Source organism: Azospira sp. APE16 (genome assembly GCF_047901315.1).
GTDB classification, from domain to species: domain Bacteria; phylum Pseudomonadota; class Gammaproteobacteria; order Burkholderiales; family Rhodocyclaceae; genus Azospira; species Azospira oryzae.
The window spans coordinates 3,095,502-3,110,918 of record NZ_CP179682.1; the positions used below are offsets into that span (position 1 = coordinate 3,095,502).

A 15,417-nucleotide genomic window follows, 5' to 3' on the forward strand; every position below is an offset into this window, starting at 1 on the left:
CCTCCTATTTGATGCAGACCGCGTGTACCTGCTTCATGTCGGTAATGCCCTGCAGCACCTTGTCGATGCCGTCCATCTTCAGGGTGCGCATGCCGTCGTTGAGGGCGCAGGCCACCAGCTCGGCCACCCGGGCATGTTCCTGGATCAGTTTCTTGACGCCGTCGGTCCCGGCCATCAGCTCGTGCAGACCGACCCGGCCCTTGTAGCCGGTGTCGTTGCAGGCGGGGCAGCCCTTGGGGCGATACAGGGTGAACTGGCCGTCCTTGGCGTAGCGGTTGTTCCAGTCCCGGTAGACGGCTTCGTAGGAGCCCTTGGGGTCCTTCTTCCAGCTGTCGGTGTTGGTCAGCTCCTCGCAGTACTCGGTCAGCAGCCGCTTCATGTCCTCCGGCGAGGGCTGGTAGGCCTCCTTGCACTCCTTGCACAGGCGCTTGGCCAGGCGCTGGGCCAGGATGCCGAGCAGGGCGTCGGCGAAATTGAAGGGGTCCATGCCCATGTCCAGCAGGCGGATCACCGATTCGGGGGCGCTGTTGGTATGCAGGGTGGCGAACACCAGGTGGCCGGTGAGGGAGGCCTCGATGCCGATGCCGGTGGTTTCCGCATCCCGCATTTCGCCCACCATGATCACATCCGGATCGGCCCGCAGGAAGGAGCGCATGACCGTGGCGAAATCCAGGCCGGCCTTCTTGTTGATCTGCACCTGGCGCAGGCCCTTCTGGGTGATTTCCACCGGGTCTTCCGCGGTCCAGATCTTGGTGTCCGGCGTGTTGATGTGGCCCAGGATGGAATGCAGGGTGGTGGTCTTGCCCGAGCCCGTGGGGCCGCAGACGAAGAAGAGGCCGTAGGGCTTGCTGATGATGCTCTTCAGGGTTTCGTGGTTGTGGGGCGTCAGGCCCAGGCTGTCCAGGGGAATGGGCTCGCCGGCGGCCAGGATGCGCATCACCACGTCTTCCATGCCGCCGGCGGTGGGGATGGTGGCCACCCGCAGCTCGATGTCCAGGGGGCCGTATTTCTTGAACTTGATCTTGCCGTCCTGGGGCTTGCGCTTCTCCGAGATATCCAGATCGCACATGATTTTCAGGCGGGCGATGAGGGCATTGCGGTAGGAGGCGGGAATCTCGATGTAGGGCACCAGGGAGCCGTCCTTGCGGAAGCGGATCAGGGTCTTTTCCTTGCCCGGCCGGGGTTCGATGTGGATGTCGGAAGCCCCTTGCTGGTAAGCCTCGATGATGATCTTGTTCACCAGCTTGACCAGCTCGTTCTCGGCAGCGGCAGAAACGTCGTCGCCAACAACGTCGCCTGCTTCGTCGTCACCGTCCCCCAGGTCGGAGAGCAGGTCGCCCACGGAAGCCACGTCCGCCAGGGCACCGAAGAAATGGTCCAGCACCTGGAGGAATTCCCGGTTAGTGGTGACCCGGTAGACCACCTTGCTCTTGGGGAAGATGTTGTTCACCACCCGGGAGTTGCGCACCCGCTCCGGGTCCGTCGCCACCACCACCACGCCTTCCCGGGTTTCCTCCACCGGCACCCATTGCTGGGACTCGAGATAGTCGCGCTTGAGGTTGCGCAGCAGGTCGATGGGCTTGACCCGCTCGCTGCGGTAGGGCTCGTAGGGATCGCCGAAGTACTTGGCCAGGGCCTGGCCGATGGCCGCCGGCTTGACCTGGAATTCCTTGACCAGGACCTCCTCCAGATCGAGCCCCTTGCGCCGGGCCGAGCGCTGGGCCAGGTCCAGTTCGGCGGCGGAGATGACGGCATCGCTGACCAGGCCGTCGTACTTGGAGCGCACCCCCGGCACCGCCTTCTGCCGCTGGGTGAAGGCGATGGCCAGGGTCTGGGCCAGACCCTGGACGCCCTCCTCCGCCACGGCGGCAAAGGGCACATCGTCCCGGTTGTTGATGATCTGCACCACCCCCAGCAAAGCCCCCTCCCCGTCGCTGATGGGCGCCACCAGCATCTGCTTGGTGCGATAGCCGGTGCGCTTGTCCACCTCCTGCAGGAAGTTCATCTTGGGGGAATAGGCCTTCAGCTCCACGTCGTCGTAGACGTCCCGGATATTGGCCATTTTCTGGGTCATGGCCACGTAGCCGGCCACGCTCTGCTCGGTGATGGGCAGCTTCAGGTCCTTGAAGGAATTGAGGCCGGTCTTCACCTTGGAGACGATGCTGCTACGGTCTTCGCTGACGGTGTAGATGGTCAGCCGGTCTGCATTGAAGAGATTGCAGATGTCCTGGGACAGCTCCAGCATGATCTCGTCAATATTGCTGGTGGCGTGGATCTTGTTGGTGACCGCCTGCAGGTTCTTGAAAAAGAGCAGGCGGCTATTGACGTCGCCCTGGGCGCTGCTGTCGGGGGTGGGGTGTGCTGCGTTCATTATTGTTCCTTCGTTTCGGCCAGGGGGCCCCAGAGCCCGCCTTCCAGCCACCAGGCCTGATAGCCCTGCTGCGTCAGGAGAAAGGCGACGGCCGAGCTGCGGCGTCCGCTTTGACAATAGACCACGTATTCCCGGTTCGGATCGAGGCTGCCGAAGGCGCCGCGCACCTCGTTCACCGGCAGGTTGATGGCTCCGGGCAAGCCGTCGAAACGGAACTCCGCCGGATAGCGCACATCCACCCAGACGGCCCCCCGGGCCACCCGATCCTGGGCCTCGTCGCGGGACAGGCCCTTGAGCAGGGGCGCCCGCAACAGGGCATCGAAATCCTCCTTGCCCAGCTTCAGCAGGACGCCCTTGCTCCTCATGGTGACGCTGGCGTTGCGCCGGGCATTGGCCACCAGGGCCTCCTCGCCGAAAGCCTGGCCGGCTGCCAATTGGGCCAGGACGACCTCCTTGTTGCCGAGGCGGCGGGTCACCTCGCAGCTGCCGGACTCGATCAGGTAGTAGGCATCGCCCACGTCCCCTTCCCGGATCAGTACTTCACCGGCCGGAACCCGCAGGCGGCGGAAGCGTTGCAGCAGGACATCGATGTGGGCCGGCGGCAGCTGGCCCAGGGCGCTGGCGGTGAGCACCTGGACATTGAAGGCGCCGGACATCTGCCGCCAGTCGGTGGTCTCCTCCGGGGCGGCAGGGGCGACGGCCGGGGCTTTCTGCACGCCCGCATTGGCCGCCAGCTGTTCCCAGGTAAGCAGGATGTCCAGCAACTGCCCATCAACGCCCAGCAGTTCAACGCTCCCCACCGCCACCAGCGCCTGGGGCCGGGGCTCCTGCAGGCCCAGGGGCCAGGCAGCTGCCTCGCTGCCGGCCTGCAGCACGGCGCTGCTGCCGTCGGCAAACGACAGCAGCAGTTCGCCCTGCAGCAGGTAGAGGGAAAGCCCGGCCTCCAGGCGCTGGCGCGGCAGCGCCTGGCCCGGGGCCAGGCTTTCCAGGCGGCAGTAGGCGGCCAGTTCAGCCAGCCGCTCTCCCGACAGATTGCCCAGGGGCGAAAGGCGCGCCAGGGCTTCCACGCTCACCTTGGCCATGACGCGCTCACAGTTCGAAGACCTGGTTGTTCTGCAGCATGCGGGGCTTGAAGCCGGCCACGCCTTCCTCGATCTCCTGCATGGTCTGCTCGATCTGGCCGGGCTTCAGGTGGGTGATGAAAACCTCGGCCGGTCGCGCCAGCTTGGCCAGTTCCTCCGCCAGCAGGCTTGGACAGAGGTGCTTGGAGGCGATGGCCAGGGCCCGCTCCTTGTTGGAGAAGGCGGTCTCGATGATGAGGTAGCGCAGGTTGGCAACCTCGTTCACCCGGGGCCAGAAGCTGTCGTTGCTGGTGGTGTCGCCGCTGAAGGCCAGGCTGTTGCTGCCCGAATCCAGCAGATAGCCCACTGCCGGCACCGTGTGTTCCGCCGGCAGGGCGGTGATGCTGCGGCCGCAGCCCAGGTCTACCCGCTGCCCCAGCTCCATGGCCTGGAACTGCAGGCAGGGGGCTTCCCGGCTCGGGATTTCGCTGAAGTCGGGCCATACCAGCCAGTTGAAGACATGCTGGCGCAGGATGGCAAGGGTGGCCTCGCTGGCGTGCACCGTCACCGGCCGGCCGATGCGCATGTCCATGACGGTGTCGATCAGCAGGGGCAGGGAGGCGATGTGGTCGAGATGGGAATGGGTGAGGAAGATGTGGTCGATCGCCCCCAGTTCCGCCAGGGAGAGGTCCGCCACGCCGGTTCCCGCATCCACCAGCACATCGTGATCCACCAGCATGGAGGTGGTCCGCAAATGCCGGCCGCCGATGCCGCCGCTACAACCGAGAATCCTGATTTTCATGATTTTCCGGCCGCTACTTGGTTTCGAAAGTGGTGACGCCGTCCCAGCCGTCGCTCGGAGCTTGCTGCCGCAGATGGGCAACGCGCTCGCCGTAAAGCTGATAGAGCCGGCAGTCACCGTTGAGGCGCACCAGGTTCATCAGCTGCAGCTCGGCCTGGTCCCATTCCTGGGCACGATAACAGCGCAGGGCCTGCTGCCACAGTTTCAGTTCATCCAGCACGGCCTGGGGCACGCTGCCCGCCAGGCCCAGGGGCTCGTAAATGGCCACCGGCTCATCCTTGCCCTTCACCCGGACCCGGTCAAGCTCGCGGAAGACGCCGTCCCGCACCGCCGCCCGGGTGGCCTCGCCGACAATGATGCCGACGCCGTACTGCTTGGTCAGGCCCTCCAGGCGGGAGCCCAGGTTCACTGCATCGCCCATCACCGTGTATGCCTGGCGCAGGGGCGAGCCCATGTCGCCGACGGTCATGAGGCCGGTATTGATGCCGATGCCGATCTGCAGGGCCGGCCAGCCCCGGGCGGCGAAGGGGGCGTCGAGACGGCGCAGCTCCACCTGCATCTCCAGAGCCGCCAGCAGGGCGTGACGGGCATGGTCGGGGTCGGCCACCGGCGCCCCCCAGAAGGCCATGATGGCATCGCCGATGTATTTGTCCAGGGTGCCCCGGTGGTGCCGGATCACCGTGGTCATGGCGCCCAGGTATTCGTTGATCAGATGGGCCAGGTCCTTGGGGTCCAGGCCTTCCGAGATGCTGGTGAAGCCGCGGATGTCGGAGAACAGCACGGTCAGCTCGGCGTTGCGGCCTTCCATGCTGTAGCGCTCCGGGTCCCGGGCCATTTCGTCCACCAGCTCCGGCGGCACGTACTGCCCGAAGAGTTGGGTCAGCTGGCGCTTGCTGTGGGATTCGACGAAGTAGCCCCAGGACATGTTCATGGCGTAGAGGGCCAGGATCAGGAGCAGCACGCCGGCCACCGGCAGGGCCAGGCCGGACTGCCACAAAGCGAGGTTGAGGCCCACCACCCCGGCCAGCACCGCCCCGGTGAGCAGGGTGGCCCGGGATGGCGACAGGGACGGCAGCAGCAGGGACAGCAGCAGGCCCACCAGCAGCACCTGGACCACGTCGAAACCCAGGGCGTAGGGCGGCTTGTGCTTGAGGCTGCCGTCGAGCATGCCGGCAATCAGGTTGGCGTGGATTTCCACCCCCGGATAGGCCTCGCCCACCGGGGTCGCCCGCAAATCCATGAGGCCGGGCGCGGTGGTGCCCACCAGCACCACCTTCCCCTGCAGGCTGGCCGGCGCCACCCGCCCCTGCAGCACGTCCGCCGCCGACAGGTAGACGAAGCTGCCCTGGCCGCCCCGGTAGGGCACCAGAGTGGCCACGTTCTCGTCCACGGGAATGCGCAGCGCCCCCCGGGGGGTCGGCAGGTCCAGCCATTCCAGGCCGGCATAGCCGGAACCGCTGCCCCCTTCGGCGTAGCCCGGCCGCACCGGCACATTGCCCAGCAGCAAGCGCACCATGGCCAGGGAGAGGGATTCGTAGTACTGGCCGCCGTGCTCCACCAGCATGGGCACCCGGCGGGAAATGCCGTCGAAATCCACCAGGGGATTGAAGTGGCCGCCGGCCGGGGCTGCCGCCTGAAAGGCCGGCAGGTTGCCGCCGTAGCCGCGCCAGGAGGTGAACAGGATGTTCCGCCCCTGGAAGGTGCCGGCCGGCAGCACCGCCGGCGGCAACGCCCCCTGGGGAATGCCGTTGGACATGTAGAAGCCCAGCACCACCGGCCGCCCCTTGAGGGTGGCGGCGAACTGGCCGTCGTAATCCAGGCTGCCGCGCAGGGAGGAGAGGGAGGCAAGGAAAGCTGCGTCGCCCTTCAGGCTGGTGGCGCCCATGCGCTCCAGGACCCGCAGGCCGGAGCTTTCATCGGGTTCGGCAAAGACCACGTCGAAGCCGACCAGCTGCACGCCGTAGTGGTCCGTCAGCTGCCGCACCAGCCGGCTCACCTTGTCCCGGCTCCAGGGCCAGCGCCCCACTTCGGCCAGGCTCTTCTCGTCGATATCGACCACCACCACCCGGCTGTCCTGGCCGCCGGGCTGGGTCAGGCGCAGGCGGGCGTCGTAGGTGATGGCATCCAGGTGGGACAGCAGGGGATGCTGGTAGAGGCGGATGGAATGCCCCAGGGTGAGCAGCACCAGCGCCAGGCCGAGGGCGATTCTGACAAGGTTCTTTTTCAATTTGCCCCCGGCTGGCCGTGCGGCGCCGCTGCGTCCGCGCCCCTCAGTTCTTCAGGAAGAATTCCATCTTCACCCCGGCGATTTCGACCACATCGTGGTCCGCCAGGGGATGGGCCTGGGCGTCCAGGGTCTTGCCGTTGACCACCGGGAACTGGCCGCCTTCCACATGGGTGATGAAATAACCATGGGGCCGCCGGGTGATGACGGCCACCTGCACGCCGGGCTTGCCCAGGGTGGTGAGGGTCTTCACCAGTTCCAGTTCCTTGCCCGCATTGGCGCCGTTGAGTATCTGCACCACCCCCAGCAGGGGCGCCGCGGCGGCGGCAGGGGCAGCCGGCGGCGGCGACGGGATGCGCACGTCGCCGAAATTGGCGTGGGTGGCCTCGCCCACGGCGGAGGCGGCGGGCGCTTCCTGGGGCTGGATGCTGCCGGGGCGCAGCACCATGGTCTTCTCGAAGTCGGGCTCCCCCTCACGGGCGGCGGGCAGGTCGCTGATGAACTTGAGTTTGTACTTGCCCAGTTCCACCACGTCGCCGTTCTGCAGGAAGTGCTTCTTGATGGGCTGGCCGTTCACCAGGGTGCCGTTGGTGCTGTTCAGGTCCTCGAGAAAGGAATCGTTGAGGATGGTCACCAGGGCCGCGTGTTCCCCGCTGATGGCCAGATTGTCGATCTGGATATCGTTGTGGGGCTTGCGGCCGATGGTCATCCGCTCCTTGGTGAGCGGGATTTCCTTCAGGACCAGTCCGTCCATGGAGAGAATCAGCTTTGCCATAGTGCAATTCCTTAGCGAAAAATCATTTCAACCAGGCCAGGAAGCGGGACCACCAGCCGCGGGGGGCGGCGAAGTCGCGCAGGACCTTGACCAGGATCACGGACACGTTGTCGCGGCCGCCGTTGTCGTTGGCCATCTGGATCAGCTGGGTGGCGGCCAGCTCCAGGTTGGCGGAAAGGGTCTGCAGGGTGAGGCCGATTTCCTCGTCCTCCACCATGTCGTTGAGACCGTCGGAACAGAGCAGGAAGATGTCGCCCGGCAGCACCGGGTAGGAGCGGATCTCCGGCTCCACCTCCGGGTCCACGCCGAGGGCCCGGGTCACCAGGTTCTTGTTCATGGACAGCCGGGCCTGTTCCGGCGTCAGCATGCCGCTGTCGAGCTGCTCCTGCAGCAGGGAATGGTCCCGGGTGACCCGCACGAATTCCTCGCCGCGCAGGCGGTAGAGGCGGGAGTCGCCGATGTGGGCGACGGTCACCACGTTGTCGGCGAACAGGGCCAGCACCAGGGTCGTGCCCATGCCCGCGTACTGGGGCTGGCTCTGGGCGGCGTGGTAGATGGCCGAATTGGCGGTGGCGATACGCTCCCGCAGCAGGGCGTTGGCGTAGGGCTCGCCGTCGGGCTCCACCTCCCAGGCGCCTTTCAGGATCAGGCCTTCCTCGATCTCGCCCGAGAGCAGGGTGGTGGCCATGCCGCTGGCCACCTCGCCGGCGTTGTAGCCGCCCATGCCGTCGGCCAGGATGGCCAGGCCCAGATGGGGATTGGCGAAGACCGCATCCTCGTTGTGGCCCCGAACCATTCCCGGATCGGTCTTGACGGCGATTTCCAGGGCCTCGCTCAGACTCTTATGCACGCAGTTTTCCTCCCCCTCAGAGCGTCACGTCCACGCCGCCGGCGCCGGGGGCGCAGGCTGCACGCAGGTCGCGCGCCATTTCCGCCCCGGTCTGGTAACGCTGCTCCGCGTCCTTGACCAGGGCCTTGTTGATGATTTCCGCCAGGGCCGCGGGCACGGCCGGATTGGCCAGGCGCACGTCGGGGCTGGCCTCGTTGGCGATCTTGAACATCAGCTGGGCCATGGATTCGCCATGGAACGGCAGCTGGCCGCAGCACAACTGGTACAGGGTCACGCCCAGGGAGAACAGGTCGGAGCGGCCGTCGATCTTCTTCCCCGCCAACTGCTCCGGCGACATGTAGGACGGGGTGCCGAGAACCATGCCGGTACGGGTGCGGGACGAATCGGTGATGCGGGCAATGCCGAAGTCGGTCACCTTGACCTGGTCCGACTCGGGCTCGTACATGATGTTGGCCGGCTTGATGTCCCGGTGCACCACGTTGTTGCGGTGGGCGTAGTCCAGGGCCTCGGCCACCCGGGCGACGATGTCGGCCACCCGCTCGGGCGGCAGCAGGTGGTCGGCCTTGGTGAAGGGCACCAGGTCCTTGCCCTTGAGGAACTCCATGGCGATATAGGCCAGGTCGTGCTCTTCGCCGGCATCGAAAATGGTGACGATGTTGGGATGGTTGAGGCGGCCGGCGGTTTCCGCCTCGCGGAAGAAGCGCTCCTTGACGTCGGCCAGCTCGTCTTCCTCGAACTCCTGGGCCAGGGCCATGGTCTTGATGGCCACCACCCGGTTGATCTTGGGGTCGCGCCCCTGGTAGACCACGCCCATGGCGCCCTTGCCCAGCTCCTTTTCCACCTGGTAGCGGCCCAGCATGGGCTTTTCCACCTCGCCGCCGGTGAGTATCTGGGTGCCCCCGCTGCTGCGGGCGCCGGCGCCGCCGAGCATGATGGTTTCCGACATGGCCTTGGCCCGGGACAGGCGCATTTCCAGGTCCCGGAACTTGGGGTTGTAGCCGGACATGTAGCGGAACACGGCCTCGGCCTTGTTGAACTGGCGCTTGCGTTCGAAGTCCAGGGCCAGGTTGTAGAGGTTCTCCATCAACTGGTCGTCCAGGGGGCACTTGCGCAGCTTGTCGAAGGCCATGTCGAGCTGGCCCTGGCCCTGGAAGGCCAGGCCCAGCATGCGGTTGGACTCGGCCGACTCCTGGTCGGATTTCTCCTTGCCCCGCTCCGTCACCAGGAAGCGCTTGGTGGTGAGCAGGAGATGGCCCAGCAGCAGCAGGGTGGCGGCGCCCATCAGTTGCAGCCACAGGCCGGCCCCCAGCATCAGGCCGAAATGCAGGCCGAGCAGGGCCGCCAGCAGCAGGGCGGTGAGGCCGGCGCCGACGCCGGCGGAAAGCCGGGGCAGCAAGAGGATCAGGTACAGGGCCACCAGCAGGTAGGCGGCCAGCTCGGCCCCCAGGCCCCAGGCCGGGATGACGAAGAAGTGTTCCTGCAGGATGCTGGAGACGGAGTGGGCCAGGGTCAGCACTGGTGCCATGGCCGGGGATACGGGCGTCACCTGGCTGGCGCCGACCCCGGCGGCGGTGGCGCCGATGAGGACGATCTTGTCCTGGTACTTGGCGGCGGGAATCTTGCCGGACAGCACGTCGTAGAAGGAATCCACCGCAAAGGCGGGCTTGCCCTCCCGGTCCTTGTAGAAGAAGGTCAGCATGCGGCTGGCCGGGTCTGTCGGGATGCGCAGCTTGCCCAGGCGCACCGACTCCCCCAGGGTCGCCTGGATGTCGGCGGGGCCGAGGTTGAGGCTGCGGGCGGCGATCAGCAGGGACAGGGAGGGATAGAACTGGTCGTAGTAGCTGAGCACCAGGGGTTCGCTGCGGATGCCGCCGTCCACGTCCACGGAGGCGTTGAGATGGCCGATGGCGGCGGCCTTCTCGCCGATGCCCGGCACCGGCAGCTGCACCGCGTTGGTGGGCAGGGCAAAGCCGCTGCCGGCATTGACCCGGGTCAGCTGGTTGCGGCTGACGAACTCCGGCAGGGGCTGGTCCGGCCGCCCCAGGGGATCGCCCAGCTGGAACAGCATGGGCAGCAGCACCGTGTCGGTGGCGCCGTAGCTCTGGGCCAGGCGGCGGTCCGTGTTGAGGGCTGCCTCGGCTTCCTGCAGGATGCCGGCGGCCTCCGCCGGCATGGCGCCCTGGCGGGAGAGTTCCAGCAGCCGGGTGATGTAGGCGTAGCCCGGATCGATCTGGGGCTCGGAGAACAGCACCGTGTTGCCGATGACCTTGGCCTTGGCCCCCACCAGGAGGTCGGTGAGGCGGGCATGGACGTCCCGGGACCAGGGCCAGCGGCCGATGTTGGCGATGCTCTGGTCGTCGATGGCGATCACCGCCACCCGCTCGGACGGGGTCCGGCTGGAGGCGGCCACGCCCATGTCGTAGGCCTTGCGCTCCAGGCTCTGGATCAACTCCCCATTGGCGGCGGCCAGCATGGCCAGGGACAGGGCCAGGCCGAGGAACCAGTCGGTCTTCCAGAATCCGGCTTTGCGCATGGCGCAGGGCCTCCAATGCCAAATTGATTAGTTGTCTTCTTCTATGGCCTGCCGGAACGGCCCAATGCTGGCTCCCTCCGACTCCCTCGTGCCGCAACCCTATTATTCAGCGGCGTATTCTGCATTCTTACAGTGCCGCCTTAACTCAGTCAAATGGGATTCTCGCCGAGAAAGCCGGCGCCGGGCGCGCCATAATTCACGCTCCCCGGCGGGCGAGAAACAAACGGGCGTTTTCAGCCGCCGAACGGCAGTTCCTGGCCCAGTCCCCGGGCCCGGGCCTGGGCCAGCACCAGGGAGGCCAGCACCAGATCCTGCACCGCCAATCCCTGGGATTCGAACAGGGTGATCTGCTCGGACGAACTGCGCCCGGCACGGCGGCCGACGATGACATCCCCCAGTTCCACCAGCTGACGGGCGGAAAGGCGGCCCTTCTCCAGCAGGGGCACCAGGTCGCCGGCCTCCTTCAGGGCCGTGTCCACCGTATCCACCGCCACCAGGTCGCAACGGCGCACGGCGGCTTCGGACAGTTCCTGGCGGATCAGGGCATTGGAACCGGCGGCATTGATGTGCACGCCCGGCACCAGCCAGTCGGCGTCGAACAGGGGGGCGGCGGCTGTGGTGATGGTGCCGATCACATCGGCGCCGCGCACCGTCGCTTCCGCATCGGCGGCGGGGACGATCTCGACCCCGGGCAGGCGCTGGCCCATCTCGGCACAGAAGGCCTCCAGCTTGTCCCGCTTGCGGCCGTAAACCTTGACCCGGCGCAGCGGCAGGGCGGTGCAGATGGCTTCAACATGGCCCCGGGCCTGCCAGCCGCTGCCGAAGACGCCGGCCACTTCGGAATCGGGCCGCGCCAGCCATTTGGCGGCGATGCCCGAGGCGGCGCCGGTGCGCATCATGCCCAGGTAATCGGCGGCCACCACGGCCTGCAGCACACCGCTGGCGGCGTCAAAGAGAAAGACGTTGAAGCGGTTGCCGCTGCGGTTGCTGGTATAGGCCTTGTAGCCCAGGATGCCCAGCCCGGGCAGGCCGCCGTGCAGCAGGTGCAGGGCCGTCTGGGGCAGGCGGGTGCGGGCCCGGGGCGTATCCTGGGCGGCCAGGGCGCCCTCCCGGGACAGTTCGCGGTGGGCGGTTTCCACGGCCTCCAGGGCCATGGGCATGGTCAGCACCGACTGGACGTCGGCTTCGCTCAGATACAGGGCCATTCTTACTCCACGGTAATATCGACGGGGGCCGGGCGCCGGGCCTGCAGCACCTTGCCGGCCAGCACCACCAGCACGGCGGCGAGGAGGCCGACGGCCTTGGGCAGCCAGGCCGGCGTGCCGGTCAGCCAGGGGGCCAGGCCGGGATCGGCGGCGATCATTTCGCCGGCGACGAAGCCGAGCAGGGCGGCGCCCAGGGTCACCACCACCGGCCAGCGCTCCATCAGCTTGAGGATCAGCTGGCTGGACCAGACGATCAGGGGAATGCTCACGGCCAGGCCGAAGAGCAGCAGGAACAGGCTGCCGTGGGAGGCGCCGGCAACGCCGATGACGTTGTCCAGGCTCATGACGAAGTCGGCGACGATGATGGTCTTCACCGCGCCCCACAGGTGATCGGCGGCATTGATGTCGTGGCCGTCGTCGTCCTCCGGCAGCAGCAGCTTGATGCCGATCCACAGCAGCAGCAGGCCGCCCACCAGCTTGAGCCAGGGCAGGTTCATCACCAGGGCGGCGAAGGTGGTCAGCACCACGCGCAGGCTGACGGCGCCGGCGACGCCCCAGAAGATGCCTTTCTTGCGCTGCTCGGGGGAAAGGTTGCGACAGGCCAGGGCGATGACCACGGCGTTGTCGCCGGAGAGCACCACGTCGATGGCGATGATCTGGGCCACCGCCAGCCAGAAAACGGGAGAAGTGAGGTCGAGTTCCATGGGGCCGGATTGTACCGTGGCCGGGCCCTGGCCCGGCATTTCCCGGACAGGCGGGGTCTGTGATGACAGAGCATGGGGCCGCTCAGGCAGGAAGGACGGCCCTTTCCGGCATGGCATCGCCAACAGCGGCGCCCCGCCTGCCTCCCAGGGCACGCCCAAAAGAAAAAGGCGGGCCAGAAGGCCCGCCTTGGCGTTGCGCCGGGAACGCTGCTTACTTCAGCAGGCCCTTGAGCAGACGGCCCATTTCGGAGGGGTTGCGGGTCACGGTGAAGCCGCACTCTTCCATGATGGCGAGCTTGGCGTCAGCGGTGTCGGCACCACCGGAAATCAGGGCGCCAGCATGGCCCATGCGCTTGCCCGCGGGGGCAGTCACACCGGCGATGAAGCCGACGATGGGCTTCTTCATGTTGGCCTTGCACCACATGGCGGCTTCGGCTTCATCGGGACCGCCGATTTCGCCGATCATGATGACGGCGTCGGTATCCGGATCGTCATTGAACATCTTCATGACGTCGATGTGCTTCAGACCGTTGATGGGGTCGCCACCGATACCCACGGCGGAAGACTGGCCCAGACCGATTTCGGTCAGCTGGGCAACGGCTTCGTAGGTCAGGGTGCCGGAGCGGGAAACCACGCCGATGCGCCCCTTCTTGTGGATGTGACCGGGCATGATGCCGATCTTGATTTCATCGGGGGTGATCAGGCCGGGGCAGTTGGGGCCCAGCAGCAGGGTCTTCTTGCCGCCCTTGGCTTCCTTTTCCTTCATCTTGTTGCGCACTTCCAGCATGTCCCGCACGGGGATGCCTTCGGTGATGCAGATGGCCAGGTCCAGGTCGGCTTCAACAGCTTCCCAGATGGCGGCAGCAGCGCCGGCGGGCGGCACGTAGATGACGGAAACGGTGGCGCCGGTGTCCTTGGCAGCTTCCTTGACGGTGGCGTAGATGGGGATGTCGAAAATCTTCTCGCCAGCCTTCTTGGGATTCACGCCGGCAACGAAGCAGTTCTTGCCGTTGGCGTATTCCTGGCACTTTTCCGTATGGAACTGGCCGGTCTTACCGGTGATGCCCTGGGTGATGACCTTGGTGTCTTTGTTGATCAGGATGGACATTCAATAACTCCTTACTTGACCGCGTCGACGATCTTCTGGGCCGCTTCGGCCATGGTATCGGCGGAAATGATCGGCAGACCGGAATCCTTCAGGATCTGCTTGCCCAGGTCCTCGTTGGTGCCCTTCATGCGGACCACCAGCGGCACGGACAGGTTCACTTCCTTGGCCGCGGTCACCACGCCGGTGGCGATGGTGTCGCACTTCATGATGCCGCCGAAGATGTTGACCAGGATGCCCTTGACCTTGGGGTTCTTGAGCATGATCTTGAAGGCTTCGGTGACCTTCTCGGTGGTGGCACCGCCGCCCACGTCCAGGAAGTTGGCCGGCTCGGCGCCGAACAGCTTGATGGTGTCCATGGTGGCCATGGCCAGACCGGCACCGTTCACCAGACAGCCGATGTTGCCGTCCAGGGAGATGTAGGCCAGGTCGAACTTGGAGGCTTCGATTTCGTCGGCGTCTTCTTCATCCAAATCGCGGTATTCAACGATTTCGGGATGACGGAAGAGGGCGTTGGAGTCGAAGTTGAACTTGGCGTCCAGAGCCTTGATGTTGCCGTTGCCTTCCAGGATCAGCGGGTTGATTTCCGCCAGGGAGGCATCGGTTTCCATGTAGCACTGGTACAGCTTCTTGATCTCGGCCTGGGCCTTGGCCACGGAGTCGGCGGGAACGCCGATGCCCTGGGCCAGGTTCAGGGTCTGCTGGTCGGTGATGCCGACCAGGGGATCAACGAATTCCTTGAGGATCTTCTCGGGGGTGGCGTGGGCCACTTCCTCGATGTCCATGCCGCCTTCGGAGGAGGCCATGACGGCGACCTTCTGGGTAGCGCGGTCGGTCAGGACAGCCAGGTAGTATTCCTTCTTGATGTCGGCGCCTTCTTCAATCAGCAGGCGGCGGACCTTCTGGCCTTCCGGGCCGGTCTGGTGGGTCACCAGTTGCATGCCCAGAATCTGGGTGGCGTATTGGCGCACTTCATCCAGGGACTTGGCAACCTTCACGCCACCGCCCTTGCCGCGGCCACCAGCGTGAATCTGGGCCTTCACGACCCACACCTTGCCGCCCAGTTCCTCGGCGACCTTGACAGCTTCGTCGACGGAGAAGGCAGGCTTGCCGCGCGGCGTCGTCACGCCGAACTTTCTCAGGATCTCCTTACCCTGATATTCATGAATTTTCATGCGCTTTCCTTGCTTGGTTGAAGTTGCGAGCAAAAGGCAGGAGTGTCTCCCCTACCCCATTTTCTGGTCACGGTACCAGCGCGGGTAATAGCGCTGGACCGCTTCCGAAGTGGATTCGAGGGCATGGCAGCGGTCAAGCTGATAAGGCTTGTGACCATGGTCCTCGTTGTCTTTCATTTCACTGGCAAAGGTCTGGATCGCCGCCGTCGGCAGCACCATGACCAGCTCGGTCAGATGGGAGCAGCCTTTGACATCGCCAAAACGCTCCTTGACCGCCCTGCGGAAGCCGTGAAACAGATTCAAGCCTACCAGCCTGTTGTAATCCGCGTTGATACGGTCGCATTGTCCCACATAGGGCATGCCGTCCGTCCGGGTCTCCGCCGCGAGAATGTTGAATTCCCGATCAATGGTGACCCGTACCCACATATCGTGCACCGGTTCTCCTGCTGGCCGCAGCCCGGAGGAAAGGGGGTAATCATGATCCTTGACGTCGGTCAGACGCGCCTCCACGTCCCACAGACCATCCTCGCGCTTGAAGCCATACAACTGGATGCTGCGGACGTGCAGGCGCTGGCGGGCAACAGGGGCAGGGGAAAGTGGCATGGGGAGGCC

12 protein-coding genes are annotated in these 15,417 nt (G+C 65.8%); all 12 read right to left on the reverse strand.

The annotated features are described in order from the left end of the window. Window positions 1-4: 4 nt before the first annotated feature. The 12 genes from ACLSSQ_RS14705 to ACLSSQ_RS14760 all read right to left on the reverse strand — a co-directional run bounded on the left by ACLSSQ_RS14705 (window position 5) and on the right by ACLSSQ_RS14760 (window position 15,408). Window positions 5-2,371 (reverse strand): GspE/PulE family protein, encoded by a 2,367-nt coding sequence (locus tag ACLSSQ_RS14705; protein ID WP_416243113.1) that lies wholly within the window; start codon window positions 2,369-2,371, stop codon window positions 5-7. Then, window positions 2,371-3,453, reverse strand: coding sequence for a cyclic nucleotide-binding domain-containing protein (locus tag ACLSSQ_RS14710; protein WP_416243114.1), 1,083 nt, complete (start codon window positions 3,451-3,453; stop codon window positions 2,371-2,373). The genes ACLSSQ_RS14705 and ACLSSQ_RS14710 overlap by 1 nt, the downstream gene beginning before the upstream one ends. 7 nt (window positions 3,454-3,460) lie before the next feature. Then, on the reverse strand, window positions 3,461-4,234 hold the full coding sequence (locus tag ACLSSQ_RS14715) for an MBL fold metallo-hydrolase (RefSeq protein WP_014236549.1): 774 nt from the start codon (window positions 4,232-4,234) through the stop codon (window positions 3,461-3,463). 13 nt (window positions 4,235-4,247) lie between these two features. Then, window positions 4,248-6,461, reverse strand: coding sequence for a CHASE2 domain-containing protein (locus tag ACLSSQ_RS14720; RefSeq protein ID WP_416243115.1), 2,214 nt, complete (start codon window positions 6,459-6,461; stop codon window positions 4,248-4,250). A 43-nt stretch (window positions 6,462-6,504) separates the two neighbouring features. Further along, a complete protein-coding gene (locus ACLSSQ_RS14725) occupies window positions 6,505-7,233 on the reverse strand; it encodes an FHA domain-containing protein (protein WP_416243116.1) in 729 nt (242 codons plus the stop codon). A gap of 22 nt (window positions 7,234-7,255) precedes the next feature. Continuing rightward, on the reverse strand, window positions 7,256-8,083 hold the full coding sequence (locus ACLSSQ_RS14730) for a Stp1/IreP family PP2C-type Ser/Thr phosphatase (RefSeq protein WP_014236546.1): 828 nt from the start codon (window positions 8,081-8,083) through the stop codon (window positions 7,256-7,258). A gap of 16 nt (window positions 8,084-8,099) precedes the next feature. Further along, window positions 8,100-10,616 carry a CHASE2 domain-containing serine/threonine-protein kinase gene (locus ACLSSQ_RS14735; RefSeq protein ID WP_130460123.1) on the reverse strand — a complete coding sequence of 839 codons (2,517 nt, stop codon included), beginning with the start codon at window positions 10,614-10,616 and terminating at the stop codon, window positions 8,100-8,102. 233 nt (window positions 10,617-10,849) lie between these two features. Beyond that, the gene (locus tag ACLSSQ_RS14740; protein ID WP_416243117.1) at window positions 10,850-11,821 is read right to left on the reverse strand and encodes an ornithine cyclodeaminase family protein; all 972 of its coding nucleotides are present in this window, start codon (window positions 11,819-11,821) and stop codon (window positions 10,850-10,852) included. Between the two features lie 2 nt (window positions 11,822-11,823). Continuing rightward, entirely contained in the window at window positions 11,824-12,525 is a 702-nt protein-coding gene (locus tag ACLSSQ_RS14745; RefSeq protein WP_014236543.1) for a TerC family protein, read from the reverse strand. 211 nt (window positions 12,526-12,736) lie between these two features. After that, the gene (gene sucD, locus ACLSSQ_RS14750; RefSeq protein ID WP_014236542.1) at window positions 12,737-13,633 is read right to left on the reverse strand and encodes a succinate--CoA ligase subunit alpha; all 897 of its coding nucleotides are present in this window, start codon (window positions 13,631-13,633) and stop codon (window positions 12,737-12,739) included. Between the two features lie 11 nt (window positions 13,634-13,644). Next, window positions 13,645-14,805: an ADP-forming succinate--CoA ligase subunit beta gene (gene sucC / locus ACLSSQ_RS14755; RefSeq protein WP_014236541.1), complete on the reverse strand. Its 1,161-nt coding sequence runs from the start codon at window positions 14,803-14,805 to the stop codon at window positions 13,645-13,647. Window positions 14,806-14,856: 51 nt separating this feature from the next. Further along, window positions 14,857-15,408 (reverse strand): DUF2889 domain-containing protein, encoded by a 552-nt coding sequence (locus ACLSSQ_RS14760; protein ID WP_014236540.1) that lies wholly within the window; start codon window positions 15,406-15,408, stop codon window positions 14,857-14,859. Window positions 15,409-15,417: the final 9 nt, after the last annotated feature.